Origin of the sequence: Rhizobium sp. NZLR10 (assembly GCF_019685125.1) — a bacterium.
Classification (GTDB): Bacteria; Pseudomonadota; Alphaproteobacteria; order Rhizobiales; family Rhizobiaceae; genus Rhizobium.
This window is the reverse complement of sequence record NZ_JABDWE010000012.1, coordinates 1-25,008: the sequence shown is the minus strand read 5'-3', so window position 1 is coordinate 25,008 and position 25,008 is coordinate 1. Positions and strand designations below refer to the sequence as shown.

Here is a 25,008-nt window from a genome sequence, read left to right as displayed (position 1 = left end):
CCTTCCCGATGGGCAATATAATGCTCTATCGCGAGAAGACGACAGGCCTGTAAAAATCAGCCGGAATCGAAGCGCTTTCAGGCTGGATGCTGCAGCACGCTGAGACCGCCGTCGATCGTCAGGCAGGTGGCATTCATGAACGGGCACTCGTCTGAGATCATGAACACGGCGGCCAAGGCGATCTCCTCTGGCGTCGCGATGCGCCCGCTGGGATGCAGCCTCATCGTCTCAGCCTTTGCCGCCTCAGGATCTGGGAAGCCGTTCCAGTAATCGATCACTTTCTGCGTCGAGACATAGCCCGGCGCCAGCGCGTTTACCCGGATATTGCGGGCCGCATATTCGAGACCCAGGGATTTCGTCATTCCAAGCAGCGCGTGTTTTGCCAGCGGATAAGGAAATGTGTGCGGGATGATAGTGAAAGCGTGCGTCGAAGCAATGTTGAGGATGACGCCGCCGCCCTGTTCGATCAGGCCAGGCAGCACCGCCTTGCAACAGTTCCACGCGCCCTTCAGATTGATGTCGAAGCAGCGGTTCCATACCTCGTCGGTCGTCTCGAGCGGTTCGGCAAAGACATTGACACCGGCATTGTTGACGAGCGCATTCAGCTGTCCGATCTCTTCATTCGCCTGAGCGACCAATGTCGTGATCGTTCCAGAATCGGTAATGTCGGCCGGCAGATAACCAAGCCGCCCACCGATGCTATTAAGCTCTTTCGCCGTCTTCGCCAGCAGTGCGGCGTCGCGGTCGACGAGAAAGACGGCGGCATCCTCCCGCATAAAAGCCTTTGCAATCGCAAGACCGATACCCTGCGCGGCTCCTGTTATCAGGATGTGCTTGCCCTGCAGGCGGCTGCCCATCTATCTCCCCTCCGATTGAACCGGCAGCGCCGACATCAGGATCGTTACCCCGCCGGCAAGAACCTCCCCCGGCGCAAGCGGCGTCAGCCCACCCAAATCCGGCAGATGGTGGCCGTTCGGCAGGTGGCTCATCGGCTCGAGGCAGAAGAAGTCGCTCCGGTCGACCGGCATATACAGCATGAAGCGATCGAGCGCGCCGTCGGCTTCCAGCGCCGCCTGAATTCCAAGCTCCGGCCAGGCGATTGCCGCCTGCCCATTCCAACCCTCGAAGGCATTGTTCATCCATCTCTGCGGCAACAGCTTTTCGGATCCGAAATCGAAATAGCCGGGCACAGGACCGGGCATCTCAGGCAGATGGTCCGGCCGCTCGTTCCAATAGCGATCGGCCGCAATCGTCAGTCGCGTCTTTGGCGTCCGTGCGAAAAAGGGATGTTGACCAAGCCCGAAGGGGAGAGCCGCTTCACCGCGGTTTTCGACGGACAGCGTCAGCACCAGTGCATCGCCGGCGAGACGGATCTCCTGCCGGGTAAGATAGGCATAGGGTGAAACCCCGTCGGCGGCGCGGGAAAAGGAAAACTGCGCATGCTCCGGGCTGGAGTCTTCAAGCTGCCAGAGGCTCAGCCAGCCGTCACCGTGCCGGTAGAGCGGATCGGAAGTATTCGGCTCGAAGGCATAATCGCGTCCGGCAAAGGACATGGCGTTGCCCTCGACGCGATTGCCGAACGGCACCATCGCAAAATTCGCCATCGTCCCATCCGGCCCGCCGGCGGCCACGAGAAAGGGCATGCCTCGAAACGTCGCGGCGGTGACCGCGGCACCCCGGGGGCTGACCCTGACGGCGAGATCACCGTGCCTCAGTTCGATGTCGCTCACGGCTCTACCTTCACTCATCCACGCCGCCCCGCAGCCGAAGATCTCAAATTGTCGAGCAGCACCGCGATCAGCAGGATCAGGCCGCGCACGACATACTGATAGAATGCCTGGATATTCAGCAGATTCATAACGTTTTCAGCAATGCCCATGATCAGCACGCCGACGATGACCCCACTCATTGCCGCCCGGCCGCCGGCCAGCGAGACGCCGCCAAGCACACAGGCCGAAATCACCGAGAGCTCAAGTCCCGTCGCCGCATTCGGCTGGCCGGAGGTGATGCGCGAAGCAAGCAGGATGCCGGCAATGCCGCAGACGAGACCCTGCAGCGCAAAGATCCAGATGCGCATGTTGACGACATTGACGCCGGCAAGCCGCGAGGCCTCTGGATTGCCGCCGATCGCCAGCGTGTTCTTGCCGAAGACGGTGCGATTGAGCACGAAACCGAAGAGCAGAAAAAGGACCAGCATGATCCAGATCGGCGTCGGCACGGTGAGGAAGCGCGATAGGGCAAGCTGGTAGAAAGCAGGATCGTTGATGCCGACGGCGCGGCCGTCCGAGGCGATCAGCGCCAGACCGCGCACGATCTGCATAGTCGCCAGCGTGGTGATCAGCGCATTGATGCGAAAGCGGGCGATGATGATGCCGTTGACCAAGCCGACGACGGCGCCGCAAAGCAGGGCGGCGAACAAACCAAGAGGGATTGAGCCCGTCGCGTTCGAGACCATCACTGCGATCATGCCGGAGAAAGCGACGATCGATCCGACCGAAAGGTCGAAATCGCGCGACGCCAGGCAGAACATCATCGTGCAGGCGACGATGCCGATCGTGACGACCGACTGCAGCAGCCCCAGCATGTTTCGCTCGGTCAGGAAATTCGGCACGAAGAGCGAGACGATGACGAAGGCGGCAGCGAAAATCACCACCAGTCCCTGCTCGCCGAGAAGAATTTTTTTCAACGAATTCATTATCCGTATTCCTGGTCCTAAATGATGCCTGCCGCATTCTTGTCCGGAAGTGCGGCGGTCAGAATGGCGCGCTCGTCGAAATCCTGTCGGGCAACATTGGCCGCCACTCTGCCCTGGCACATCACCATGATGCGATCAGAGATGCCCATGACTTCAGGCAGCTCGCTGGAGATCACCACGATCGCCATGCCGCCGGCCGCAAGCTCGTAAAGGATGTCGTAGATTTCCGATTTCGCCCCGACATCGATGCCGCGCGTCGGCTCGTCAATGACGAGGACCTTGATCCCCTGCTCGGACAGCCAGCGCCCGAGAATGACCTTCTGCTGATTGCCTCCGGAGAGATTGATGATGTCCTGTTTGCGCGACGGCGTTCGTACCCGAAGTCGGGCAATGAACCGATCCGCCAGCGCCGCTTCCTGTCTCGGGCTCAGAATTCCGAAGGGCGAAAAATGCCGGCGCGACGAAATCGCGATATTCTCTTCGATCGATCGTCCCTGGACAATGCCGTCGAATTTGCGGTCCTCGGGGCAAAGCACCATCCCGGCGTTGATCGCCGCCTTCGGATTGTTCGGTGAGACGGCAACGCCATCGATCGCGACCTGACCCTGATGCCTGCTATCGGCGCCGTAGAGCAGCCGCGCCATCTCGCTGCGGCCGGCACCGATCAGGCCGAAGAAACCGACGATCTCGCCCTGGCGGACGGAGAAACTGATCGGGTTGCGCAACCTCGGCCCCGACAGGTTCTTGACCTGGAGCCTGATGTCGCCGAGCGCGCGTTCGCGCCATCCCCAGACATTGCTGATCTCGCGTCCGACCATTTCCGAAATGATCTGCTCGCGCGTCGTTTCAGCGATGTCCGGATGGTGGGCGGCGAGCTTGCCGTCGCGCAACACCGTCAGGCTGTCGCAAAGCCTGAAGATCTCGTCGAGACGGTGCGAGACGTAGAGAATGACCGTTCCCTTCGCCTTCAGCCTGTCGATCAGCGAAAACAGGATCTCGCTCTCGCGCGAGGAAAGCGAGGAGGTCGGCTCATCAAGCGCGATCACCCGTGCGTCGAGCATGACGGCCTTGGCGATCTCGACCATCTGCCGGGCGCCGATCGAAAGCGAGGCGACCTTGGCCGACGGATCGACATCGATGCCGATCTCCTCGAGCTTCGAGCGCACCGTCTCGATCAGCGTCTTCGAATGGATGATGCCGCCCTTGGCCGGAAAGCGCCCGAGCCAGAGATTTTCGGCGACCGTCAACTCCGGAACGAGCTGCAGTTCCTGATGGATGACGATGACGCCGGCATGGAAAGCGTCGCGAACGGAGCCATATTTCTGCTCCTCGCCGTCGATCAGGACGCGGCCATCATCGGCGGCCTGATCGCCGGATAGGACGCGGATCAGCGTCGATTTACCGGCACCGTTCTCGCCCATCAGTCCGTGAACGGCGCCCTTCTCGACAGAGAAGGAAACATTCGCCAGCGCCTGCACGCCGGGATAACCCTTGGAGATATTGTTGAATTCGAGGAAAGCCATCGCCGCTCCGCCGAGAAGGATCCGACGGCACGCTGAGCGGCCGCCGGACATATCATCCTGGGATGATCACTCGATGCCAAGATCCTTGCGGACCTTTTCGTAATCGCCACGCAGCGCCAGCGAACCGGAAGTGAGCGTCAGCTTTGCCGGCTCTTTGTCGTTGGCGATCCAGTCGTACATGTTCAGCGCCGTCTCGTAGCCATGACGCTTCGGCGAGATGATGACCGTGCCGAAAAAGCCCGTGGCCGCCGGCTTCTTGAACTCGTTGATCGCCGATTCCGCACCGCCGATGCCGACGCCGATGACGTTGGCCGCCGGAATGCCGACCGATTCCGAAGCGCGGACGGCGCCGAGGACGGCTTCGTCGTTGAGACCGAAGGCGACCCAGTATTTGACCTCGGCATGTTTGTTGAGAACGGTGGTCGCCGCATTGAGTGCCGCTTCCGTGTCCGTCTTCGCCTGTGGCGCGTCATAGATGTTCTCAGCCGGGAAACCGGCCGACTTCAGCACCGCGATCGCGCCTTCGACGCGGTCAACGGCGGTCGGCAGCTGGTCGTAGGAGACCCGGACCGCGCCGACATTCTTCATGTCCCAGCCGCGCTTCTTGATCTCGTCGACGATCGCCTGGCCGACGGTCTCGCCGATTTTCGTAGCGGAGATGCCCATATGCGGCACGTCTTCCAGCGGCTTGCCGTCGGCGCTGACGAGGCGGTCGTCGACCGTCATCAGTTTCAGCTGATTGGCTTCGGCCTTGGCGACGATGCCGGGGCCGAGCTTGACGTCGGGCGTGCAGATGATGAAGCCCTGCGCACCTTGAGCGCCAAGATTGTCGATCGCCGACTGGACCTTCTCGCCGTCTTCGGCGCCGATCTTGACGACGGTGAAGCCTTTTTCCTTGGCGGCCTGGTCGGCGAATTTCCATTCGTCCTGGAACCACGGCTCTTCGGGCTGCTTGACGATGAACCCTATCTTGACGTCTGCCGAAAATGCCGAGCCGGCGGCCAGAATGGCGAAAGTGCCAGCCAGGATGGCTGCTTTGAACGAGCGCATTTCTCTCTCCCTGAACTCTTAAAACCGAGCAACTGCCTCCCAGGCAGCGTCCAATGAATTATGACAAATCATCATACCAGTCAATTGCCAATGTATGATGATTGGAATAATAGGATTATGTACGAGGGCCTGGAGGAGCGTCGCATAGCGGATCGAATTCGGATAATGAGGTTCGATTGCCTAGCGCCAGAGATAGAGCGGAGAGGTGAGTTGGAAACAATCGAGCGACAGGGCGAGGCCGAAAGCCCTGGTATTGAGAAGCGCCCGCGCGTCCGCCGCAACGTCACGGCGGCAATCGCTCAGGATATCTGTGCGGACCGCTATCCCTCGGGCGCGCCGCTGCCCCGCGAGAACGACCTCTGCGAACTCTACGGCGTCAGCCGCACTGTCATTCGCGAATCGCTGAAAGTGCTGGAATCAAAGGGGCTGGTCCGCGGTAAACCAAGGGTCGGAACCACCGTCTGCGACAAGGACGACTGGAATATCCTCGACGCCGACGTGCTGGAATGGATGGGACCCTACATCAAGGACTTCGACCTGCTCGGCTGCATTCTCGAAGCCCGCCGCACCATCGAGCCGGCAGCAGCCGAATATGCCGCCGAGCGCGCCAGCGCCCAGGAGATCGCCGATCTCGACAATGCCTGGCGGCAGATGCGTGACAGCGCCCATGACCCGGAAGGCTTCACCGATGCCGACGTCATGTTCCACACGGTGCTGCTGACCGCCAGTCACAACCAGGTCTTCCGCCGCCTGTCGAGCGCCATCCATGCGGCGCTGAAATATGCGCTGCATGCCTCCAACATCGGCGTCGAGAATCGCGAGGATGCGGTGCTCGTTCACGGCCAGTTGGTCGAGGCCCTCCGCATGCGCGACAAGGCTGGCGCCCGCGACTGCGCCAACCGCATGCTCGATCTTGCGGTGCGCGACCTTGCCGCCGCCGAAAAGGCGATCGGCAGAACGAAATGATGGATCACCGGAAACCTGCGGAAGTGCCGCTGATCGCAAACCTAAGAAGAGACTGAAGAACGCGATGAAGATCACCAAACTCACCACCTATATCGTTCCGCCGCGCTGGCTGTTTTTGAAGGTCGAAACCGACGAAGGCATCGTCGGCTGGGGTGAACCGGTCGTCGAAGGCCGCGCGCTGACCGTTCAGGCTGCCGTCCACGAACTGGAAGACTATCTGATCGGCAAGGATCCCTTCCTGATCGAGGACCACTGGACCGTGATGTATCGCGGCGGCTTCTATCGCGGCGGCGCTGTTCACATGAGCGCGATCTCGGGCATCGACCAGGCGCTGTGGGATATCAAGGGCAAGGCACTCGGCCAGCCGATCCATTCCCTGCTTGGCGGCCAGCTGCGCGATCGGATCAAGGTCTATTCCTGGATCGGCGGCGACCGTCCCGCGGATGTCGCCAACAATGCCAGGGAGGTGGTCGCCCGCGGCTTCAAGGCGATCAAGCTCAATGGCTGCGAAGAAATGCAGATCGTCGACACCAACGAGAAGGTGGAAAAGGCGGTCGAAACCATCGCCGCCATCCGCGAGGCAATCGGCCCGCATATCGGCATTGGCGTCGATTTCCATGGCCGCGTGCACAAGCCGATGGCCAAGGTTCTCGCCAAGGAACTCGATCCCTACAAGCTGATGTTTATCGAGGAGCCGGTGCTTTCCGAAAACAAGGAAGCCCTGCGCGATATCGTCAACCATACCTCGACGCCGATCGCGCTCGGCGAACGCCTCTTTTCGCGCTGGGACTTCAAGCAGGTTCTTTCGGACGGCTATGTCGATATCATCCAGCCGGATCTTTCGCATGCCGGCGGCATAACCGAATGCCGCAAGATCGCGGCGATGGCCGAAGCCTATGACGTGGCGCTGGCGCCGCATTGCCCGTTGGGTCCGATCGCGCTCGCCGCCTGCCTGCAGGTCGATGCCGTCAGCTACAATGCCTTCATCCAGGAACAGAGCCTGGGCATCCACTACAATAAGGGCAACGACATTCTCGACTACATCTCCAACAAGGAGGTGTTCCAGTATGCCGATGGTTTCGTCTCGATCCCTCAGGGCCCCGGTCTCGGCATCGAGGTCGACGAGGCCTATGTCATCGAACGTGCCAAGGAGGGTCATCGCTGGCGCAATCCCATCTGGCGCCACGCCGATGGCAGCTTCGCCGAGTGGTGAGAGCGCATTTCGCATTGAACTGTCGCACAATGTCTTTTTTTGCGGCGCCTTTGAATTCAGTCGCTTTGCCGAGCCAGTTCTCGCCTCCAAGTCACAACAGCGAACATCGGCGCATCCTGTTGAGGCATACTCAGAGGTGCACTTGTGAGTGTCAGGTTGTCGCCCGAAAAGTCCAAGTATCTGACTTGCTCGCTCCCGACCCAAGGCTCAAACCACGCGATGTCGACGGTGGTAACGAGCCGGTTGGGCGGCTCGACCCTGTATCGACCCGAGTAAGCCAGCATCGAACGGAAAGCTGCTGCCTCATCGGCTTCGGTCTTTGGGCGTGATCGACCACCAGGTGTGATCAGGGCGGACATGCGGCCTTCGGGACTGAACATCACCATTCCAGACGGGCGCTCGCCCCAAGGATGCGTTCGCTGGCCTGTTGGGCAGTCCTCAATTTGAAACGAATCGATGATCCAGATACCGACCAAATTTCTAGCGTGCATCGGGTAGTCCTTTAGTTCACCGTTGCAATGCGAAACTCGAACAACTGCTTTCGTGTGGAATAATAACCATCGGAGGAAACTGCCTGGGGTGAACTCTATCGCAAATATCCCCGAAACTCCTAGTTTTGCGCGTGGTCTTTGCAACGGTATGTTTGCGACTGTAAGCATTCCACATTTGAGTTAGAGGCTGGCCGCGCGAGCAGCCTTTTTTATTTGCCGTGTAGCAAATCGGTCGTCTCGTCCGTCATGGTGGAAACTCAAACAGGAGATCTTACGATGGCCAGAGCAATCGCAATCATCGTCGCCCGCATCATTTTCAGCTTCATCTTCTTCATGGCCGCCGGCTTCAAGTTCGCCGACATCGGTGCGACGGCGGGTTACATCACTGCTGCCGGTTTTCCGATGGCGACATTCCTTGCCTGGGTCGCAGCCTTCTTCGAGATCGCGCTGGCGCTGGCCTTCATATCCGGGGCCTTCTTCACCGAGGCGAGCCTGCTGGCAGGGATCTATGTGATCTTCCTCGCCTTCGCTTTCCACGGTCCATCTCATTGGCAGCAGAACCAGGCCGAGTTCGGCTTTTTCATCGATCACTTCACCTTCCTTGCCGGTCTACTCTTTGCCGCCGTCCACGGGCCGGAGAAATGGGCGTTGAGACACGGCCTCCTCAGATAGCTCCCTCGAGGCACTCTCCGCCGGAACCAACAGTGGTGCCGAACATTGGCTTAGGGTCAAACGGCAAGGAGAGCCGCCCATGGAGCTGAAGGATAAGATCGCGTTGGTGACGGGCGCCGGTTCCGGCATCGGCAAGGCGGCCGCGCTGAGGCTCGCCGCCGAGGGAGCAAAGATCGCCGTGCTGAGCCGCACGGCCGACGAGGTCGAAAAGACCTGCGCCGAGATCAAGGCCGCCGGCGGCGGGTCGATCGCGCTGACGGCCGATACCAGTGACGAGGCTCAAATGCGGAGCGCCGTGGCGCGGTTGACCGATATCTTCCATGGCCTCGACATCGTTGTCGCCAACGCCGGGATCAACGGCGTCTGGGCGCCAATCGACGATCTGAAGCCGGATGAATGGGACAAGACCATCGCCGTCAATCTGCGCGGCACCTATCTGACCTTGCATCTGACGGTGCCTCACCTGAAGCGCCGCGGCGGTTCGATCATCGTCGTCTCCTCGATCAACGGCACCCGGACATTCACCACGCCGGGCGCTACCGCCTACACCGCAACCAAGGCCGGCCAGGTTGCCATGGTTCAGCAGCTCGCCCTCGAACTCGGCCGGCACGGCATCCGCGTCAATGCCGTCTGCCCCGGCGAGATCGAGACCAATATCGGCGCCAACACAAATAGCCGCCATCGCGAGGAGACGGAGGTTCCGGTCATCTGGCCGCAAGGGGATATCCCGATCGCCGGCGGCAGAGCGGGCAAGAGCGAGGATGTCGCCGAAACCATTCTCTTCCTCGCCTCGGACCGCGCCCGACACATCACCGGGACGCCGATCTGGATCGACGGCGGCCAGGGTCTGCTGCGATAGCCCTCACCCGACCCTGTGAAGATCAGCCGTTCAGCCGGGCGCTTTCGAGCGTATAGAGCTGCTGGGCGCGCTGCACGCCACGCAGTGCGTAACGCCCTATGCAGGCGAGTGCAGCGCGCTCCTCCTCCGGGATCGCCGAGGCGAAATCGGAGGACATCAGCACATTGAGATCGACCGAGCGGCAGATCGAGGCGATGCGGCTGACTTCGTTGACCGCAGGGCCGATGACCGTGAAATCCAGCCGGTCCTGGCTGCCGATATTGCCGTAAAAGACGTCGCCGATATGCAGGCCGATATAGACATCTGTCGTCGGCCGGTCGCCGGCCTTGCGTTCGCCATTCAACTTGGCGAGTTTTTCTCGCAGAAGCGCTTCGGCGTTGAGCGCCGCACGGCAGGTCTCCGCCGGCACCTCGCCCTTGAAGATCGCCAGCACACCGTCGCCGATCAGCTTCAGCACGTTGCCGCCGGATTCGTGTATGGCTGTAATTACCGCCTCGCTATAGTCGTTGAGCAGCGGGATGATCTCCTCAGGCGGCACGCTGTCGGAGATCTTAGTGTAGTTCAGAAGATCCGAAAACCAGAGTGCGGCCGAAATCCGCTCCGATTTGCCGCGGCTGATCTTGCCTTCCATCACCTGGCGCGCCGCGTCCTCGCCGAGATAGACTTCGGCGATGGTGCGGGCGATGCGCCCGAGCCCGATACACTTGATCGCCAGCCCCAGCACCGGCACGAGCTTGCGCAGGATGGCGAGGTCGTGATCGGAAAAGCCCTCCGGATGTTTGGTCGCGAAATGCGAGAAGAAACAATCCATTTCGCCGATCGTGCCGGCCTCGCTGAAACGATGCACCATCGCCACGAAATCCGTGTGCCCGGCTTCGGCGATCTTGTCGAGCATGGTGAAATCGATCGGATCGCCGAAGCCGAGACGCCGGCGTATCTCCCGTTCATTGTTGGACCAAAGATGATAGAAGGCCGAACTCTGCCAGTTCGCCGCGGCTTCCCCGGAGCTCGTCGGGCCGTATTCGAACTCCGTCTCGATTTCCTCCTCGCTGTCCCAACGGAAGGCCCGGCCCTCGTGCACAGGGTGCAGCGTATCCATTAGTGCCAGGCCGCGGTCGAGCGGCAGCCCGGCATTGCGGCAAGCCGAGCAGAAACCGGTCATGAGCTCGGCTTCCGAAGCACCCTTCAGTCCTTGCTCCGTGACCCAGGCTGCAATCGTGCTGACGTCGCTATAATCCATGCCGCTCACCTTCACTCTCGTCCAAGCTGTAGTCCGATTTCGGCATGGAAGGAAGCCAATTGCCTCAATCGTCCGCGGGCATATTGTAGGGTGTGACGATTTCAACGGAGGAAAGCGAGGCCGGGACCGCCCGCCGCGGTGAAGCCGCCCGGCTCATGATCGCCCTGAAAGCCGAACGCGCATCGGTTCTGAGATCATGATGCAAAACGAAGCCGATCCGGCGCGCGGCAAGCAGCGCACGATTATCAGCATCGAGATCGTGGGCGACGAAGACGCAGACCGGGCGCTCGGCCGCATCGAAGGCCGCCAGCACCGCCCGGTTGCCGCCGCCGATCGAATAGACGGCGTTAATCGTGGGATCGGCCGCAAGAGCTGCCGCCGCGAGCGTTCCCGTCACCGCATCGGTGCCATGGCCCTCGCTGATTTCGGTGATGCCGATGCCGGAATAATGAGCACGGAGGACGCGGCGAAAGCCGATTTCCCGCTCCTCTTCGCCGCGGAAGCGTCCACTGGACAGCGTCACCAGCACCTTGCCGCTTTTTGTCCCGAGAAATTCGCCGATCAGATAGGCGGCGGTCTCTCCGGCCGCCCGGTTGTCGGCGCCGGCATAGGCGATGCGCGCCGAATTCGGCAGATCAGTCACCAACGTCACCACCGGAATGCCGGCCGCATCCGCCCGCGCGACGGCGGCGGCCACTTCGGCGACGTCGGGCGCCTTGAGCACGATACCATCAGTGCCGCGCAGCCGGATGCGATCGACAAACTGCGCCATCTCGGCCGGCTTCATCACCTCGGCGAAGTGGAACCGGCAACGAAAGACGCCGGGCAGGAAGGCCGCTATCTCCGCCTCGAAGGCGGCGCGCACCGCATCGCTGAAACGCTGGGGAGTCTCCATGACGATATCGATGGCCAGCATACGGCCGCTGCCCATCGCCCCCGCCTGCTGCTTCTCCAGCTCCGCGATCGCCGCCTTCACTCGCATTGCCGTCTGTTGGCGCACACCCGGCCTGCCGTTTAGCACCCGGTCGACGGTCGCGGTGCTGAGCCCCGCCTGGAAGGCGATATCCTTGACGAGGAAGAGGTCGGCCATAGAATCCGCTTGATGGTTTTTTGATGGATTGCTGATCTATATCACCCGGCATCGCAGCGTATAGTGCCTTCATCGAAAGAGGAGGAGCCATTATGAAAACCGACAACCCGCAGAAATTGCGCGCCGACCGCGTCTGGCTGAGCGAAGACAGCTGCGATCTCGACGATTTTCGCCGCCTGGCGGAAAAGACCACCGCGCTTGCCGACTACCCCACGGCGTCTGCGATCGAAAAAAACGTACTGATCTACGACAGCCGCAAGGTGATGGCGGCCGTCGCAACGCCGGAAGGCCGGCGCGCCGTCCTGGCGGAGATCTGCGAGGCCTTTGGCGAGGGTCCCGGTGTCGCCGTCTTCAAGCATGCTTACGAGGATACCGGCATTATCGACCGCGCCAGCACCATCTTCGACCAAATCATCGCGGACCAGCACCGCAGCTCGACCGGCGGCGGCGATCACTTCGCCAAGCCCGGCGCCAACGACCGCATCTGGAATTCGCTGGAGAAACATTGCCTCGCCGATCCCGCGAATTTCGCCGAATATTACGGCAATGCCATCGTCGCACTGACAAGCGAAGCCTGGCTCGGCCCGAGCTACCAGATGACGGCGCAGGTCAACCGCGTCAATCCGGGCGGCGCGGCCCAATCGGCGCATCGCGACTACCATCTCGGCTTCCAGTCGTCTGGGGTGATCGAACAGTTTCCGGCGCATGTACACCGGCTCTCGCCGGTGCTGACGCTCCAGGGCGCGGTCGCCCATTGCGACATGCCGCTCGAAAGCGGCCCGACGCTGTTTCTGCCGCACAGCCAGACCTATGTGCCCGGCTATCTCGCCCTCAAGCGGCAAGAGTTCCGGGATTATTTCGAGGTCAACCATGTCCAGCTGCCGCTCGAAAAAGGCGACGTCGTCTTCTTCAACCCCGCCCTCTTCCACGCTGCCGGCACCAATCGTTCCGCCGACATCAAGCGTGTCGCCAACCTGCTGCAGGTCTCCTCCGCCTTCGGCCGGGCAATGGAAACCGTCAACCGCCAGAGGATGAGCGCCAAGCTCTTTCCCGCCTTGAAGACCTTGCAGGGCAGGCTTTCGCCCGATGAGATCACCAACGCCGTCGCTGCCTGCGCCGAAGGTTATTCCTTCCCGACCAATCTCGACCGCGACCCGCCGCTCGGCGGCCTGGCGCCGAAAACGCAGGCGCAGCTGATGCATGAGGCATTGGGGGAAGGCTGGAGCGACCAAACCTTTATGGCAGCACTTGCCGAGCAAGCGCAGAAGAAGCTGAGCTGACTAAGGAATTGAAAGCCGCTCATCCGCATTGACATATGAGCCTCCCGCACCCGCGGAAGGCCATTCGCATATCATCACCAAGGAGGAACCACATGAGCACGGATCACGGCCGCCTCGACGGCAAGATCGCTATCGTCACCGGCGGCACGCAAGGGTTGGGCGCGACCATCGCCCGTCTGTTCGCCGAACGCGGCGCGGAAGGCATCGTCATTTGCGGCCGCAACGAAGCCAAGGGCACGGCGAAGGCCGCAGAGATTTCGGCTGCGACGGGCGTGAGGGTCCTCTACGTCGGAGCTGATCTCGGCAAGGTCGAGGATGCGCAGAATGTCGTGCGTGCCTGCGATGAGGCCTTCGGCCGTGTCGACGCGCTGGTCAATGCCGCCGCCATCACCGACCGCGGCACTATTCTCGATACCAGCCCTGAACTCTTCGACGCCATGTTCGCGGTCAATGTGCGTGCGCCGTTTTTCCTGATGCAGGAAGCGGTGAAGGTCATGCGTCGCGAAAAGATCGAGGGCACCATCGTCAATATCGGCTCGATGTCGGCCAAGGCGGGCCAGCCCTTCATCGCCGCCTATTGCGCCTCCAAGGGCGCGCTGGAAACGCTGACGAAGAACACCGCCTATGCGCTGCTGCGCAACCGTATCCGCGTCAACGGCCTTAATATCGGCTGGATGGCTTCCGAGGGTGAGGATCGGATCCAGCGCGAATTTCACCACGCGCCCGCCGACTGGCTGGAGAAGGCGGCAGCAAGCCAGCCCTTCGGTCGCCTCGTCGACCCGCATGAGGTGGCGCGCGCCTGCGCCTATCTGTCATCGGCCGAATCCGGCCTGATGACCGGCTCGGTCATCTGCTTCGACCAGTCGATCTGGGGTGCTTATGACGGCTCGCCGCATCCGGTCGCGGCGCTTTAAAGAAGCAAGCGCTCGGCATTTCAATTGGCGGGCTCTGGCACCTGTCCGCGTTTGTAGCTAGGAAGAAGGCGACAGCATTCAGGAGGAAACTGGCGTGGCCGACAATCCGCTTTACGACATTCGCGATGAACGTTTCGGCGCTCTGGTCATCGGCAGCGCCGCGCTCGAGGAGCTTTATTCCGGCTGCCGCTGGACGGAAGGCCCGGTCTGGTTTTCCGACCTCAACTGCCTTCTGTGGAGCGATATCCCGAACGAACGCATGATGCGCTGGACACCGGATGGGACAGTCTCGGTCTTCCGCTCGCCCTCCAACTACGTCAACGGCAATACCCGCGACCGGCAGGGCCGGCTGGTCTCCTGCGAACATGGCCGCCGCCGCGTCACCCGCACCGAGACGGACGGCAGCATCACCGTTCTCGCCGACAGCTACAAGGGCAGGCGGCTGAACTCGCCGAACGACGTCGTCGTGCATTCCGATGGCGGCGTCTGGTTCACCGACCCGACCTACGGCATCCTGTCGGACTACGAGGGCCATAAGGGCGAGCCCGAGCAGCCAACCCGCAACGTCTACCGGATCGACCCGGCAAGCGGCGCGATCGAGGCTGTCGTCGAGGACTTCATCCAGCCGAACGGCCTTGCCTTCTCGCCCGACGAGACGAAGCTCTATATTGCCGATTCCGGTTCGGCAAAACATGAAGTGCCGTGCCATGTAAGAGTTTTCGACGTCATTGACGGCAGGAAGGTCGCCAATAGCCGCTATTTCTGCAGCATCGAAGCCGGCCATCCCGACGGCTTCCGTTTCGATCTCAGCGGCAATCTGTGGACGAGTGCCGGCGACGGCGTGCACTGCTTTTCGCCCGATGGTGCGCTGCTCGGCAAGATCAGGGTGCCGCAGACTGTGTCCAACCTCACCTTCGGCGGCCCCAAGAAAAACCGGCTCTTCATCACCGCGACACGCTCGGTCTATTCGATCTACACGAAGACCAACGGCGCCCAATATCCGTAGGCACCGGCGCCCTGCCGGCGCCGGCCCATGGCATAAGATCAGGCCTTCACCCCGTCCGGCCTGCCGTGCAGCGGCTCGGCACGATGCCAGTTTTCCAGGATTCGGCCGTCGCGATGCTTCTGCTGCGCCCAGCGGATTCCGTTCGAGATCACCTTGTGCACGATCTTGTCGTGATAGATCGGATAAGTCTCGTGGCCGGGACTGAAAAAGAAGATGCGCCCACGCCCACGCTGGAAGGTGCAGCCGCTGCGAAAAACCTCGCCGCCGGAATACCAGGAGATGAAAACCAGTTCATCCGGCTGCGGAATGTCGAAGGGCTCGCCATACATCTCCGAGGCATTGACCTCGAAATAGGGCGGCAGCCCCTCGGCGATCGGATGTGAGGGATTGACCACCCAGACACGCTCCAGGTCTCCATCAGGCGTCTCGCGCCAGGACAGGTTGGCATTCGTGCCCATCAGCCGGCGGAACAGCTTGGAATGATGGCCGGAATGCAACACAAGCAGGCCCATGCCCTTCAGCACGCGCTGCTGCACGCGGTCGATCAGCCCGTCGCTCACCTCCTCATGCGCCATGTGCCCCCACCAGAGCAGCACGTCGGTATCATCGAGCACACTGTCCGGCAGGCCTTCATCGGGATCATCCAGCGTGCCGCGTCGGATTTCGAAATCCGTATGGGCGATGCCGGCGGCGATCGCGCCGTCGATACGATCGGGATAGATCTCCTGAACTTCTCTGTGGAGCTGCTCGTGGCGCCCCTCGTTCCAGATGGTGACCCTGATTGTCATGGCATTCCTCGTGTTGTTTTTAGACGGAAGGCGAACGGGTGACCCGGCCGGCGGAATCGAACAGATGGCAAGCGGCAGGATCGGCTGCCAGCGACACGCGATCGCCCGGCCGCACCGCGATATCGCCCTCGGCGCGCACGACGATCGGCTGCTGCGGCGAGCCGACGGTCATGTAGGTCTCGACGCCCAAGCGCTCGACGATGACGACATCGGCCGTGAAATGTCCCTGCCCCTCTGGTGCAATCCTCAGATGCTCCGGCCGAATGCCGAGCCTGGCCTCGCCCTGCGGCACCGCGCCACCCGTGTCGGCAAGATCGAACGACAGCCCGATCGGGCTGTCGAGATGCAGGACACCCGCCGAAGCCCGCGTCGCCGTGACCGGAATGACGTTCATCTTCGGCGAGCCGATGAAGGTCGCGACGAATTCATTCTGCGGCTGATGGTAGAGTGACATCGGCGCCCCCTCCTGTGCCACCAGGCCCTTGTTCAGCACGACGATGCGGTCCGCCATCGTCATCGCCTCCACCTGGTCGTGGGTGACGTAGACGACGGTTGCTTTCAGCTCGCGGTGCAGCCGCTGCAGCTCGGCGCGCATCTGCACGCGCAACGCCGAATCGAGATTCGACAGCGGCTCGTCGAACAGGATCAACGCCGGTTTCTTGATGATGGCGCGGCCGATCGCCACGCGCTGGCGCTGGCCGCCGGAAAGGGCGGCCGGGCGCCGGTCGAGATAGTCGGTGAGTTGCAGGATCTCGGCGACGCCCTCCACCTGCCGGCGGATCTCCGCCTCCGATACCTTCTTCAGGCTGAGCGAGAAGCCAATATTTTCGGCAACGCTCATATGCGGATAGAGCGCATAGGACTGGAACACCATGGCGATGCCGCGCTTGTCGGGCGGCACGTCGTTGATGCGCTTGCCGTTAAGGATGAGGTCGCCCTCGTCGATGCCTTCGAGGCCGGCGATCATCCGCAGCAGCGTCGACTTGCCGCAGCCGGAGGGGCCGACGAAGACGGCGAATTCGCCGTCCTCAACGGTGATGTCGACGTCTTTGATGACCTCGAGCGCGCCGTAGAATTTGCGAACGTTTCTGAGATTGATCATCCGTTTCTCTTTCTGGATCTCAGCCCTTCACGCCGCCCGAAAATGTCTGGACGAGGAAGCGCCGGGCAAAGCTGAAGGCGATGACGGCAGGCAGCAGGTAGATGAATGCCAGCGCCGTCAGCAGTCCGTAGTCGATCTCGTTGATACGCAGGAAGGCGCGGAAGAGACCGAGCGGCAGCGTCTGCAGCTCCGGCGACGACAGGAAGATCAGCGGCAGCAGAAAATCGCCCCAGGCCGACATGAAAGCGAACAGCCCGGCCGCAGCCAGCCCCGGCAGCGCCAGCGGGATCAGCACCCGGCGGATACGCTGGATCAGTGTTGCCCCGTCCATTAGCGCCGCCTCCTCGTAATCCCGCGGCAAGCCGTCGAAGAAAGTCTTCATGATCCAGAGCGCCAGCGGCAATTGCATCGTCGCCAGCACCAGGATGAGCCCGAGATAACCGTCGATGAAGCCGGTCCAGCGCATGATGTCGCGGGCATAGCTGCCGAAGATTGGCCTGAGGACTGCCGCTTCCGCATTGTTCAGCGTCAGCAGGAACTTGTAGAGCGGCACGACGAGTGCGGTCGGGGGCAGCACGCGGATGAGCAGGATCGCATAGAGGAAGGGCAGCTTCCACCAGGCCCGGGTGCGCGACAGCGCATAACCGCCGAGCCCGGAAAGCACCATGACGAGCAGCGTCGCACCGCCGACCACGAAGAGCGAATTGAACAGCCACTTCGCCCCATCCTCCTTGGTGAAGACCTTCACGTAGTTGGCGAACGTCCATTGCTCCGGCCAATGCAGGAAGAGCTGCGCATTGCCGTCGAGCGAGGCGAGCAGTACCCAGAAGAAGGGCACGGCGCAGAAGATCGAGATCAGCGACAGCGTCGCATAGGCGATGAGGTCGGAGCGGCCCTTGTTGGCGGTCTCGCTTGGGGAAACGACGGCCATGTCAGACCTCCACTTTCATCGCCCGGACATAGGCAATGCCGAGAACCAGCGAGATGACGAGCGCAACGACCGCGACTGCGGCGCCATATCCCAGCTGGAACGACGTGAAGGACTGGTTGTAGATGTAAATGCTGACGACCTCGGTGGCGCCGCCGGGTCCGCCGCGCGTCAGCGCGTAGACGAGGCCGAAGACGGCGATAGTGGAAACGGCCGAGATCAGCATGTAGAGCAGGATCGTCGGCATCATCAGCGGCAGGGTAATGCGGCGGAACATCTGCGACGGCGTGGCGCCGTCCATGCGCGCCGCCTCGTAGATTTCGGCCGGAATGGTGCTGAGGCCCGCGGTCAGCAGGATCATTGCCGTGGCGATGCCGCGCCAGGTGTTGACGATGATGATCATCGAAAGCGGGAAGACCTGCAGCCAGTCGGCCGGCGTGATGCCGAAGACGCTGACGATGCGGCTGAGCGTTGCATTGTCGCCACCCGCCAGCATCGATATCCACATGAAGCCGGCGACCACTTCGGGGGCGGCATTCGGCAGCAGGATGATCGACGAGAACACCCGCCGGAAACGGATCGGCCGGCGCAACGCGATTGCCGAAATCAGGCCGAGCGCAAACTGGCCGACCACTGCGGAACCAATGACGAAGACGAAGGTGACGAACAGGGAGTTCCAGAATTTCGCGTCGTTGAACAGCCTGGTATAGTTGCGGAGCCCGACGAAGCGAGGCCGAAGTGCTGCCGCCCCGGTCAACGCCTCGTTGGTGAAGCTCAGATAGATGGAATAGATGGCCGGGTAGATGACGAAGGCCAGAAGCAGCACCAGCGAGGGCAGCAGGATCAGCAGCCATTGCCGCTCAGCGCGCCTTTCATGAGAGTTTCGGGCCATGGAAGCTCACAAACCTTGTCATGTGAATCCGGCCTTGTCGTATGAACCGGTCTATCGAATGAACGCGGGAAGACGCGGGCGATGACGCCGCGTCCCCGCTCCCGAGGTAAAAAGGCCAGCTTATTTGACCATGTCGTCGCCGAGGGTTTCCTTGACGTAGTCGACAAGGATCTTCTGGGCGCCGGCGGCATCGGTTTCCTTGCGCAGCAATGCTTCGGTGGCGCGCGCGACACCTTCAGAGACCGTGCCGAAACCGGAGGCCTGCTTCAGGAAGACGCCGTTTCCGGCCGCTGCATGGATCGGAACCAGTTCCGTCAGCTTCTGGAAGTCGGCATTCTTGGCCGCATCCTTGCTGGCCGGAATGTTGCCGATGCGGGCGGCATAGGAAACCTGCGTCTCGATCGAGCCGATCTCCATTAGCGCTTTGATTGCCAGTTCGGTATTGGCCGACTTGGAATTGACGGCCCACGGCGCGGCGAGGTTGGCGAGCACATACTGGCCACTGCTCTGGCCCGGCACCGTCCAGGTTCCCACAACCTTGGTCACCTCGGGGATCGGGTTCTTGCTTTCGCGGCCCCAGTCGAAAATGTAGCACCAGGAACCGCAGGTGGTCGCGGCAAGCTTGCCGGCCGGGAACATCTGGTACTTCGGCACGACCCAGGGTTCCGGTCCGAGCAGCGGCTGCGTCGGCATCAGATCCTTATCGATCAGCTGCTTGTAGACGTTGAAGACATCCTTGATGCCTTCGCCATTGAGATCGAGCTTGCCGTCGGCATCGACCAGCTGCGGCGTCTTCGAGCCGACGAGCAGGTGCTGGAAGCCTTCGTCGAAAGCGCCGCTTCCCCAGGAGACGCCGGCCGGGAAGAGCAGGCCGTAGGCACCGGTCTTCTGCTTGATCTCGGCGGCGCGGTCGAGAAGCTCCTGCCAGGTCTTCGGCTGTTCGGTTGAAATACCGGCCTTTTCGAGAACGTCCTTGCGGTAATAGATTTCCTGGATACCGAGCATGAACGGCATCACATAGGTTTCGCCATCGGGGCTGACGGCAAGCTCCTTGGCGACGTCATAGAGGTTGGCATAGCCGTCCCAGGCCTTGAACGCCTTGGTAACAGGCGTGAGGTAGCCGGCTTCGACCATGTCGGCGACGGCCGCCGTCGTCGGGATAGAGAACAGGTCGGGCGCGTTGCCGGCGCCGAGCTCCGTCAGCAGCTTGGTCAGGTAGTCCTTGTCGGGCGCCGGATATTCGATGACCTCGACGGTCACCCCATATTTCTTTTCGATCCGCTCGACCGTCGATTTCATCGCATCGATGCCGGCCTGACCATGATTTGCAATTCGGATTGTCTCAGCCTGCGCCAGGGTCGAAACCGCGCTGAGCAAAATGGCCCACAGGCCACCAAGAACCGTTTTCTTCAACGAAAAATCCTCCCTCTTTCAGACACACGGCGCCCTCCAGCACCGGCTGTGAAAATGTACACGTATTCCAATGAGTCGCAAGGCGTTTTTGAAAAGACTCGAGCGTAAAATTTAATTCATTGATTTTACAGACTATTATAAGTCTTGCGATAACTGCATTACTTGTGTAATCGTGTGCACAATGCATCCGAGGAGGAATTTCATGTCTGAGAAACTACGCCTCGGCGTCATTGGCGCCGGCTTGAAGGCGGCGGAGTATGCCGAGAGCTGGGTGAGGATGCCGGAGATCGAATTTGCAGCGCTCGCCGACACCACGGCGGCTTCGCGTCAGCGCCTGATCGACGTCTGTCTCGCCGCCGGCACATCCGAGCCAAAGAGCTTCGAGGACTATCGCCCGATGCTCGCCGAGTGCCGCGGTGAACTCGACATTATCTACGTCTCCACCCCGCATGCCTTCCACGCCGAACAGGCAACCGCCGTCGCCGAGGCCGGCCTCGACCTCTTCCTGGAAAAACCGATGGTGACGACGGTCGCCGAGGCCGAGAGGCTGATCGCCGCCCAGAGGAAAAGCGGCGTCACCATCGTCACCGCCTTCCAGGGCGGCCTGTCGCCGCTGGTACTGGACACCCGCCGGCGAGCTCTCGCTGGCGAATTCGGCGCGCTGATCGCCATATCGGGCATGATCTGGGAAAGCTGGTCGTCCAACTATCACGGCCATTGGAAGCAGCAGCCTGCCATATCGGGCGGCGGCTTCATGTTCGATACCGGCGCCCACATGATGAACACCGTCTGCCTGCTGGCCAATTCAGATTTCGACAGCGTGTCGGCCTACATGAACAACCATGGCAGACAGGTGGATATCGCCACCGCCGTCTCCGCCCGGCTGAAGAACGGCGCGCTGGCGACACTGACCGCCGCCGGCGAAGGCCCTCCCGGCTGCGCTTCCTACATCACCTTCTTCTATTCGAAGGCGATCGTACGCATCGACGCCTGGGGCGGCTGGCGCGAGATCGGTGTCGGCAGCAAAGCCGAGCCGCGCGAGGAGGCCGAGATTCTCGGCAATCCGATGAAGAATTTCCTCGCCATTCGCGAGGGAAAGATGGAAAACTCCGGCTCCGTTGAAATGGGCCTCAGATTCGCTAGGCTATGGGATGCAATTAAGGAATCGGCAGCGGCCGACGGCGCTTCCGTCAGGATCGCCGCCCGATAGGCGCTGAAGATGAGCGGAATGAACAGACGGCGGATCACCTCGAAGGAACTGGCAAAGCTCGCCGGCGTCTCCTCCGCCACCGTTTCCCGCGCCTTCTCGCCGGATTCGCGTATCGGCAGCGCCACCCGGGACCGCATCCTCGCCGTCGCCCGTGAACATGGCTACCAGCCGAATGCGATCGCCCGCTCGCTGAACAACCAGCGCTCGCGTCTGGTTGCCCTGGTCGTCAATGCGATCGGCAACCCATGCGAGGCGGAGGAGCAGCAGCTTCTCGTCCACCGCCTACAGGCACGGCAATTGCTGCCGATCATTCTTTGCTGCGCCGACCACGCCGACCGGCTGCAACTGATGCGTCTTGCCTCCACCTATCAGGTCGATCACGTCGTCGTCTTCTCCGACATGGTATCGATGCAGGACGCCGTCGATATCTTCCACACGACCAAGCCGATCATCGTCTCCTTCGAGCCGCTCGAAAACGAGAATGTCTCCAGCATCCGCATCGATGGCTCTGCGGCCGCCGACGAGATCATCGACAAGATTGTCCGCGACGGCAAGAAGCGCTTCGCCTACCTCGCCGGTACCACTTCAAGCTGGATCGACAAGCTCAGGCGCAAGTGGTTTGCCGATGCGCTGGCTAAGCGCGGCCTGGCCTTCGAGGCGCAGGCCTTTGGCGACTATTCCTATGATTCCGGCTTCAAGGAAGCGGTGCTGCTGCTGCACCGTGACAAGGTCGACGCCATCATCTGCGGCAACGACGTCATGGCGATCGGCGCACGTGATGCCGCCCGCCGCGTGCTCGGCAGAAACACGCCGGACGATATTGCCATCGTCGGCCAGGATGGCATCGCCATGGCCGCCTGGGATTGCAATGACCTCACCACGCTGAGCCTCGACCACATCGCCTTCATCGATGCCGTCGTCGAATTGATCGAACGCCATGACGCCGAGATCGAAGGCCCGCACAACATCACGCTCACCTGCACCGCGCGCTGGGGCTCGACCGCCTGATGCATGTTCGTAGCCGAGCGTGAAGCGGTTCAGGATGACGACAGGCATGAAAAAAGCTAAAGCGCGTCGCATGAAAGAGATTCGATGTGACTCGCTTCAGAGCATGATGCCGAAAAGTGTGAGCGGTTTTCGGACAACATCATGCTCTAATTCTTTAATTTGGCTCGCACCTTATTGCATCACGGAGGAATAGCCGATGACCCGATTTTCACGCGCCGAAAGGCGCCGCGCCGCTCCCGAAGCCATGACCGGGAGAGCCTGAGATGCGGTCCGTCGTTTCCTTCAACGAAGGCTGGAGTTTCCACGAGGGCTTCGGCCAGCGCCTGCTCGAAAACTTCGATGCCGCCAGGTCGGTCAGCCTGCCCCATACCGCCGTCGAATTGCCCTTCAACTACTTCGACGAGACCAGCTATCAGCGCGCCTTCACCTATCAGAAGGTGCTGCGCTGGCTGCCTGAATTCGAGGGCCGCGAGGTCTCGCTCGTTTTCGACGCCGCCATGGCAGACAGCGTTGTCTATTTGAACGGCGAAGAAATCATCGCCCACAAGGACGGTTACACTCCCTTCGAGGCACGCCTCACCGGCAAGCTCCTCAAGGGGAAGAACCTCGTGACCGTCAAGATCGACGGCAGCGAAAACCCTGCCATCCCGCCGTTTGGCGGCCGCATCGATTATCTCACCTATGCCGGCATCTATCGCGACGTCTGGCTGAAAGTCACCGACCCCGTCTCGATTCGCAATCTCAAGATCGAAACCACAGACGTTCTCGCCTCGGAGAAGTCGGCAACCATCCGCGTCGATATCGCCAATCCCGAGGAGCGCAGCTTCTCGGCGACCGTCACCGCCACGTTGAAGCAGGCAGACGGCGCGGTGATCGCCACCGCAGCAACCGAAACGATCGGCGACCGCACCAGGCTTTCCTTCGGCGGTCTCACCGGCATCGCCCTCTGGGACATTACCGATCCCACGCTCTACGAGGTCACCGTCGAACTGAGGACCGAGCACGGCTCCGACCGTCTCTCCACCCGCTTCGGCTTCCGCACCGCCGAATTCACCCCGGAAGGTTTCCTCTTAAACGGCAAGCCGCTGAAACTGCGCGGCCTCAACCGCCACCAGGCCTTCCCCTATGTCGGTTATGCCGCCGGCCGGTCGGCCCAGGAGCGCGACGCCGACATCATGAAGTCGGTGCTGAAATGCAATATCGTCCGCACCTCGCATTATCCGCAATCGAAATGGTTCCTCGACCGCTGCGATGCGATCGGCCTGCTGGTTTTCGAGGAGATCCCCGGCTGGCAGCATATCGGCGATGCCGACTGGCAGAAGGAATCGATCGAGAACGTCCGCCGCATGATAGAGCGCGACTGGAACCATCCCTCGATCATCATCTGGGGTGTGCGCATCAACGAATCGCAGGATGATCACGATTTCTACGCCGAGACCAACCGGCTCGCCCGTGAACTCGACAGCACCCGCCAGACCGGCGGCGTGCGTTATATCACCGAGAGCGAGCTGCTCGAGGACGTCTATACGATGAACGACTTCATCCTCGGTAACGAGGAACTGCCGGGCGCCAACCGCCCGCGCACTGCATTGCGCGGCCAGGAGGAAAATACCGGCCTGTCCCGCAAGGTGCCGTACCTCATCACCGAGTTCAACGGCCACATGCACCCGACGAAGATCTATGACCAGGAGCAGCGCCAGGCCGAGCATGTGCGCCGCCACCTCGACGTTCTGAACGCCGCCTATGGCGATCCGGATATCTCCGGCGCCATCGGCTGGTGCATGTTCGATTACAACACCCACAAGGATTTCGGCTCCGGCGACCGCATCTGCTATCACGGCGTCATGGACATGTTCCGCGAGCCGAAATTCGCCGCCTATGCCTATATCAGCCAGTGCGACCCGTCCGAAGAGATCGTCATGAAGCCGGCGACCTTCTGGGCGCGCGGCGAACGCAATATCGGCGGCGTGCTGCCGCTGATCATCCTGACCAATTGCGACGAGGTGGAGCTGCAATACGGCGTGCTCAGCAAGCGCATCGGTCCGGACCGCGAAAACTATCCGCATCTGCCGCATCCGCCCGTCGTGCTCGACCATCGGCACTTCACCACGGATGAACTCGGCACCTGGGGTCTCGAATGGATCGACGGCACCTTGACCGGCTATATCGCCGGCGAGCCGGTGGCCAGCCTGACGCTGGCGGCCGATCCCTTGCCGACCACGCTGGAAATCGTCGCCGACAGCTCGACGCTGAAAGCCCGCGAACGCGACAGCACCCGCGTCATCATCCGCGCACTGGACCAGTGCGGCCAGCGCCTGCCCTTCATGAACGACACGATTTCGCTGAAGGTGCATGGACCTGCAAGGGTCGTCGGCCCGGCCAATGTGCCGCTGCAGGGCGGCACCGCCGGCTTCTGGCTGGAGGCGACCGGGATGGTGGGCGAGATCACCGTCGAAGCGGTCTCCTCGCGTTTCGAGCCGGTAACCTTCAGCGTGACGGCCGCGGCCTGACGACTGATCACCCGATCCGCACCTGGCTGTCCGGATCGAAGAACACGGCCTTGTCGAGATTGAAGGCAAGGCGAGTTGTCTGTCCCGGAGCGATGCCGGCATCGGCGCGCAGGCGGGCGACGACGGATTTGCCGCCGAGCTTGGTGACGGCGAAGGTG

At 61.6% G+C, this 25,008-nt stretch carries 23 protein-coding genes and 1 pseudogene; 10 read left to right on the top strand and 14 right to left on the bottom strand.

Annotation, left to right across the window (positions count from 1 at the left end):
* Positions 1-77: 77 nt before the first annotated feature.
* The 5 genes from HJB82_RS18545 to HJB82_RS18525 form a co-directional block, all read right to left on the bottom strand.
* The gene (locus HJB82_RS18545; protein WP_207581894.1) at positions 78-857 is read right to left on the bottom strand and encodes an SDR family oxidoreductase; all 780 of its coding nucleotides are present in this window, start codon (positions 855-857) and stop codon (positions 78-80) included.
* Positions 858-1,748 carry an aldose 1-epimerase gene (locus HJB82_RS18540; protein WP_207581895.1) on the bottom strand — a complete coding sequence of 297 codons (891 nt, stop codon included), beginning with the start codon at positions 1,746-1,748 and terminating at the stop codon, positions 858-860.
* Complete coding sequence (gene araH, locus HJB82_RS18535) at positions 1,745-2,695, bottom strand: L-arabinose ABC transporter permease AraH (protein WP_207581896.1); 951 nt, start codon at positions 2,693-2,695, stop codon at positions 1,745-1,747. The genes HJB82_RS18540 and araH overlap by 4 nt, the downstream gene beginning before the upstream one ends.
* A gap of 17 nt (positions 2,696-2,712) precedes the next feature.
* Positions 2,713-4,218, bottom strand: a complete 1,506-nt coding sequence (gene araG / locus HJB82_RS18530) for an L-arabinose ABC transporter ATP-binding protein AraG (RefSeq protein WP_221116584.1) — start codon at positions 4,216-4,218, stop codon at positions 2,713-2,715.
* A 66-nt stretch (positions 4,219-4,284) separates the two neighbouring features.
* Positions 4,285-5,268, bottom strand: coding sequence for an arabinose ABC transporter substrate-binding protein (locus HJB82_RS18525; RefSeq protein WP_221116583.1), 984 nt, complete (start codon positions 5,266-5,268; stop codon positions 4,285-4,287).
* A 210-nt stretch (positions 5,269-5,478) separates the two neighbouring features.
* Here HJB82_RS18525 and HJB82_RS18520 point away from each other — a divergent pair, with 210 nt between their 5' ends.
* On the top strand, positions 5,479-6,234 hold the full coding sequence (locus HJB82_RS18520) for a FadR/GntR family transcriptional regulator (protein WP_207581898.1): 756 nt from the start codon (positions 5,479-5,481) through the stop codon (positions 6,232-6,234).
* A gap of 64 nt (positions 6,235-6,298) precedes the next feature.
* Complete coding sequence (gene dgoD, locus HJB82_RS18515; protein WP_207581899.1) at positions 6,299-7,447, top strand: galactonate dehydratase; 1,149 nt, start codon at positions 6,299-6,301, stop codon at positions 7,445-7,447.
* A 56-nt stretch (positions 7,448-7,503) separates the two neighbouring features.
* On the opposite strand, the gene HJB82_RS32020 is transcribed toward dgoD, so the two are convergent.
* Positions 7,504-7,938, bottom strand: a complete 435-nt coding sequence (locus HJB82_RS32020; RefSeq protein WP_221140939.1) for a lipocalin-like domain-containing protein — start codon at positions 7,936-7,938, stop codon at positions 7,504-7,506.
* A 276-nt stretch (positions 7,939-8,214) separates the two neighbouring features.
* On the opposite strand from HJB82_RS32020, the gene HJB82_RS18505 reads away from it, so the two are divergent.
* A complete protein-coding gene (locus tag HJB82_RS18505) occupies positions 8,215-8,610 on the top strand; it encodes a DoxX family protein (RefSeq protein WP_207581901.1) in 396 nt (131 codons plus the stop codon).
* 79 nt (positions 8,611-8,689) lie between these two features.
* On the top strand, positions 8,690-9,469 hold the full coding sequence (locus tag HJB82_RS18500) for an SDR family NAD(P)-dependent oxidoreductase (RefSeq protein WP_207581902.1): 780 nt from the start codon (positions 8,690-8,692) through the stop codon (positions 9,467-9,469).
* 22 nt (positions 9,470-9,491) lie between these two features.
* On the opposite strand, the gene HJB82_RS18495 is transcribed toward HJB82_RS18500, so the two are convergent.
* Both HJB82_RS18495 and HJB82_RS18490 read right to left on the bottom strand, forming a co-directional pair.
* Positions 9,492-10,709, bottom strand: coding sequence for an adenylate/guanylate cyclase domain-containing protein (locus HJB82_RS18495; protein WP_207581903.1), 1,218 nt, complete (start codon positions 10,707-10,709; stop codon positions 9,492-9,494).
* Between the two features lie 64 nt (positions 10,710-10,773).
* Positions 10,774-11,799: a LacI family DNA-binding transcriptional regulator gene (locus tag HJB82_RS18490; protein WP_221140929.1), complete on the bottom strand. Its 1,026-nt coding sequence runs from the start codon at positions 11,797-11,799 to the stop codon at positions 10,774-10,776.
* A 92-nt stretch (positions 11,800-11,891) separates the two neighbouring features.
* Here HJB82_RS18490 and HJB82_RS18485 point away from each other — a divergent pair, with 92 nt between their 5' ends.
* From HJB82_RS18485 to HJB82_RS18475, 3 genes are all read left to right on the top strand, one after another.
* Positions 11,892-13,079, top strand: a complete 1,188-nt coding sequence (locus HJB82_RS18485) for a phytanoyl-CoA dioxygenase family protein (protein WP_221131714.1) — start codon at positions 11,892-11,894, stop codon at positions 13,077-13,079.
* 92 nt (positions 13,080-13,171) lie between these two features.
* Positions 13,172-13,993, top strand: a complete 822-nt coding sequence (locus HJB82_RS18480; protein ID WP_207581906.1) for an SDR family oxidoreductase — start codon at positions 13,172-13,174, stop codon at positions 13,991-13,993.
* A gap of 94 nt (positions 13,994-14,087) precedes the next feature.
* Positions 14,088-14,999 carry an SMP-30/gluconolactonase/LRE family protein gene (locus tag HJB82_RS18475; protein ID WP_207581907.1) on the top strand — a complete coding sequence of 304 codons (912 nt, stop codon included), beginning with the start codon at positions 14,088-14,090 and terminating at the stop codon, positions 14,997-14,999.
* A 38-nt stretch (positions 15,000-15,037) separates the two neighbouring features.
* Here the strand turns inward: HJB82_RS18475 and HJB82_RS18470 are convergent, their stop codons facing one another.
* The 5 genes from HJB82_RS18470 to HJB82_RS18450 form a co-directional block, all read right to left on the bottom strand.
* Positions 15,038-15,787 (bottom strand): ThuA domain-containing protein, encoded by a 750-nt coding sequence (locus HJB82_RS18470; protein ID WP_221140927.1) that lies wholly within the window; start codon positions 15,785-15,787, stop codon positions 15,038-15,040.
* A 19-nt stretch (positions 15,788-15,806) separates the two neighbouring features.
* Positions 15,807-16,889: an ABC transporter ATP-binding protein gene (locus tag HJB82_RS18465; protein ID WP_221140925.1), complete on the bottom strand. Its 1,083-nt coding sequence runs from the start codon at positions 16,887-16,889 to the stop codon at positions 15,807-15,809.
* Between the two features lie 19 nt (positions 16,890-16,908).
* Complete coding sequence (locus HJB82_RS18460) at positions 16,909-17,820, bottom strand: carbohydrate ABC transporter permease (RefSeq protein ID WP_207581910.1); 912 nt, start codon at positions 17,818-17,820, stop codon at positions 16,909-16,911.
* A gap of 1 nt (position 17,821) precedes the next feature.
* Entirely contained in the window at positions 17,822-18,709 is an 888-nt protein-coding gene (locus HJB82_RS18455; protein WP_221116578.1) for a carbohydrate ABC transporter permease, read from the bottom strand.
* 120 nt (positions 18,710-18,829) lie between these two features.
* On the bottom strand, positions 18,830-20,122 hold the full coding sequence (locus HJB82_RS18450) for an ABC transporter substrate-binding protein (protein WP_221116577.1): 1,293 nt from the start codon (positions 20,120-20,122) through the stop codon (positions 18,830-18,832).
* A gap of 202 nt (positions 20,123-20,324) precedes the next feature.
* Here HJB82_RS18450 and HJB82_RS18445 point away from each other — a divergent pair, with 202 nt between their 5' ends.
* From HJB82_RS18445 to HJB82_RS18435, 3 genes are all read left to right on the top strand, one after another.
* On the top strand, positions 20,325-21,332 hold the full coding sequence (locus tag HJB82_RS18445) for a Gfo/Idh/MocA family protein (RefSeq protein WP_221140923.1): 1,008 nt from the start codon (positions 20,325-20,327) through the stop codon (positions 21,330-21,332).
* Positions 21,333-21,341: 9 nt separating this feature from the next.
* Entirely contained in the window at positions 21,342-22,340 is a 999-nt protein-coding gene (locus HJB82_RS18440; RefSeq protein WP_207581914.1) for a LacI family DNA-binding transcriptional regulator, read from the top strand.
* Between the two features lie 263 nt (positions 22,341-22,603).
* Positions 22,604-24,850, top strand: a complete 2,247-nt coding sequence (locus HJB82_RS18435) for a glycoside hydrolase family 2 TIM barrel-domain containing protein (protein ID WP_207581915.1) — start codon at positions 22,604-22,606, stop codon at positions 24,848-24,850.
* A gap of 7 nt (positions 24,851-24,857) precedes the next feature.
* Here HJB82_RS18435 and HJB82_RS18430 read toward each other — a convergent pair.
* Positions 24,858-25,008, bottom strand: a pseudogene (locus tag HJB82_RS18430) (sugar ABC transporter ATP-binding protein); the annotation flags it as partial.

Bases quoted from the DNA above. Each gene is read 5' to 3' on its own strand.
- HJB82_RS18480 (WP_207581906.1), top strand. From the start codon at position 13,172: ATGAGCACGGATCACGGCCGCCTCGACGGCAAGATCGCTATCGTCACC.
- HJB82_RS18460 (WP_207581910.1), bottom strand. From the start codon at position 17,820: ATGGCCGTCGTTTCCCCAAGCGAGACCGCCAACAAGGGCCGCTCCGAC.
- HJB82_RS18435 (WP_207581915.1), top strand. From the start codon at position 22,604: ATGCGGTCCGTCGTTTCCTTCAACGAAGGCTGGAGTTTCCACGAGGGC.
- HJB82_RS18440 (WP_207581914.1), top strand. From the start codon at position 21,342: ATGAGCGGAATGAACAGACGGCGGATCACCTCGAAGGAACTGGCAAAG.
- HJB82_RS18525 (WP_221116583.1), bottom strand. From the start codon at position 5,268: ATGCGCTCGTTCAAAGCAGCCATCCTGGCTGGCACTTTCGCCATTCTG.
- HJB82_RS18445 (WP_221140923.1), top strand. From the start codon at position 20,325: ATGTCTGAGAAACTACGCCTCGGCGTCATTGGCGCCGGCTTGAAGGCG.
- araG (WP_221116584.1), bottom strand. From the start codon at position 4,218: ATGGCTTTCCTCGAATTCAACAATATCTCCAAGGGTTATCCCGGCGTG.
- HJB82_RS32020 (WP_221140939.1), bottom strand. From the start codon at position 7,938: ATGCACGCTAGAAATTTGGTCGGTATCTGGATCATCGATTCGTTTCAA.
- araH (WP_207581896.1), bottom strand. From the start codon at position 2,695: ATGAATTCGTTGAAAAAAATTCTTCTCGGCGAGCAGGGACTGGTGGTG.
- HJB82_RS18455 (WP_221116578.1), bottom strand. From the start codon at position 18,709: ATGGCCCGAAACTCTCATGAAAGGCGCGCTGAGCGGCAATGGCTGCTG.
- HJB82_RS18505 (WP_207581901.1), top strand. From the start codon at position 8,215: ATGGCCAGAGCAATCGCAATCATCGTCGCCCGCATCATTTTCAGCTTC.
- HJB82_RS18495 (WP_207581903.1), bottom strand. From the start codon at position 10,709: ATGGATTATAGCGACGTCAGCACGATTGCAGCCTGGGTCACGGAGCAA.
- HJB82_RS18485 (WP_221131714.1), top strand. From the start codon at position 11,892: ATGAAAACCGACAACCCGCAGAAATTGCGCGCCGACCGCGTCTGGCTG.
- HJB82_RS18470 (WP_221140927.1), bottom strand. From the start codon at position 15,787: ATGACAATCAGGGTCACCATCTGGAACGAGGGGCGCCACGAGCAGCTC.
- HJB82_RS18490 (WP_221140929.1), bottom strand. From the start codon at position 11,799: ATGGCCGACCTCTTCCTCGTCAAGGATATCGCCTTCCAGGCGGGGCTC.
- HJB82_RS18540 (WP_207581895.1), bottom strand. From the start codon at position 1,748: ATGAGTGAAGGTAGAGCCGTGAGCGACATCGAACTGAGGCACGGTGAT.
- dgoD (WP_207581899.1), top strand. From the start codon at position 6,299: ATGAAGATCACCAAACTCACCACCTATATCGTTCCGCCGCGCTGGCTG.
- HJB82_RS18465 (WP_221140925.1), bottom strand. From the start codon at position 16,889: ATGATCAATCTCAGAAACGTTCGCAAATTCTACGGCGCGCTCGAGGTC.
- HJB82_RS18500 (WP_207581902.1), top strand. From the start codon at position 8,690: ATGGAGCTGAAGGATAAGATCGCGTTGGTGACGGGCGCCGGTTCCGGC.
- HJB82_RS18545 (WP_207581894.1), bottom strand. From the start codon at position 857: ATGGGCAGCCGCCTGCAGGGCAAGCACATCCTGATAACAGGAGCCGCG.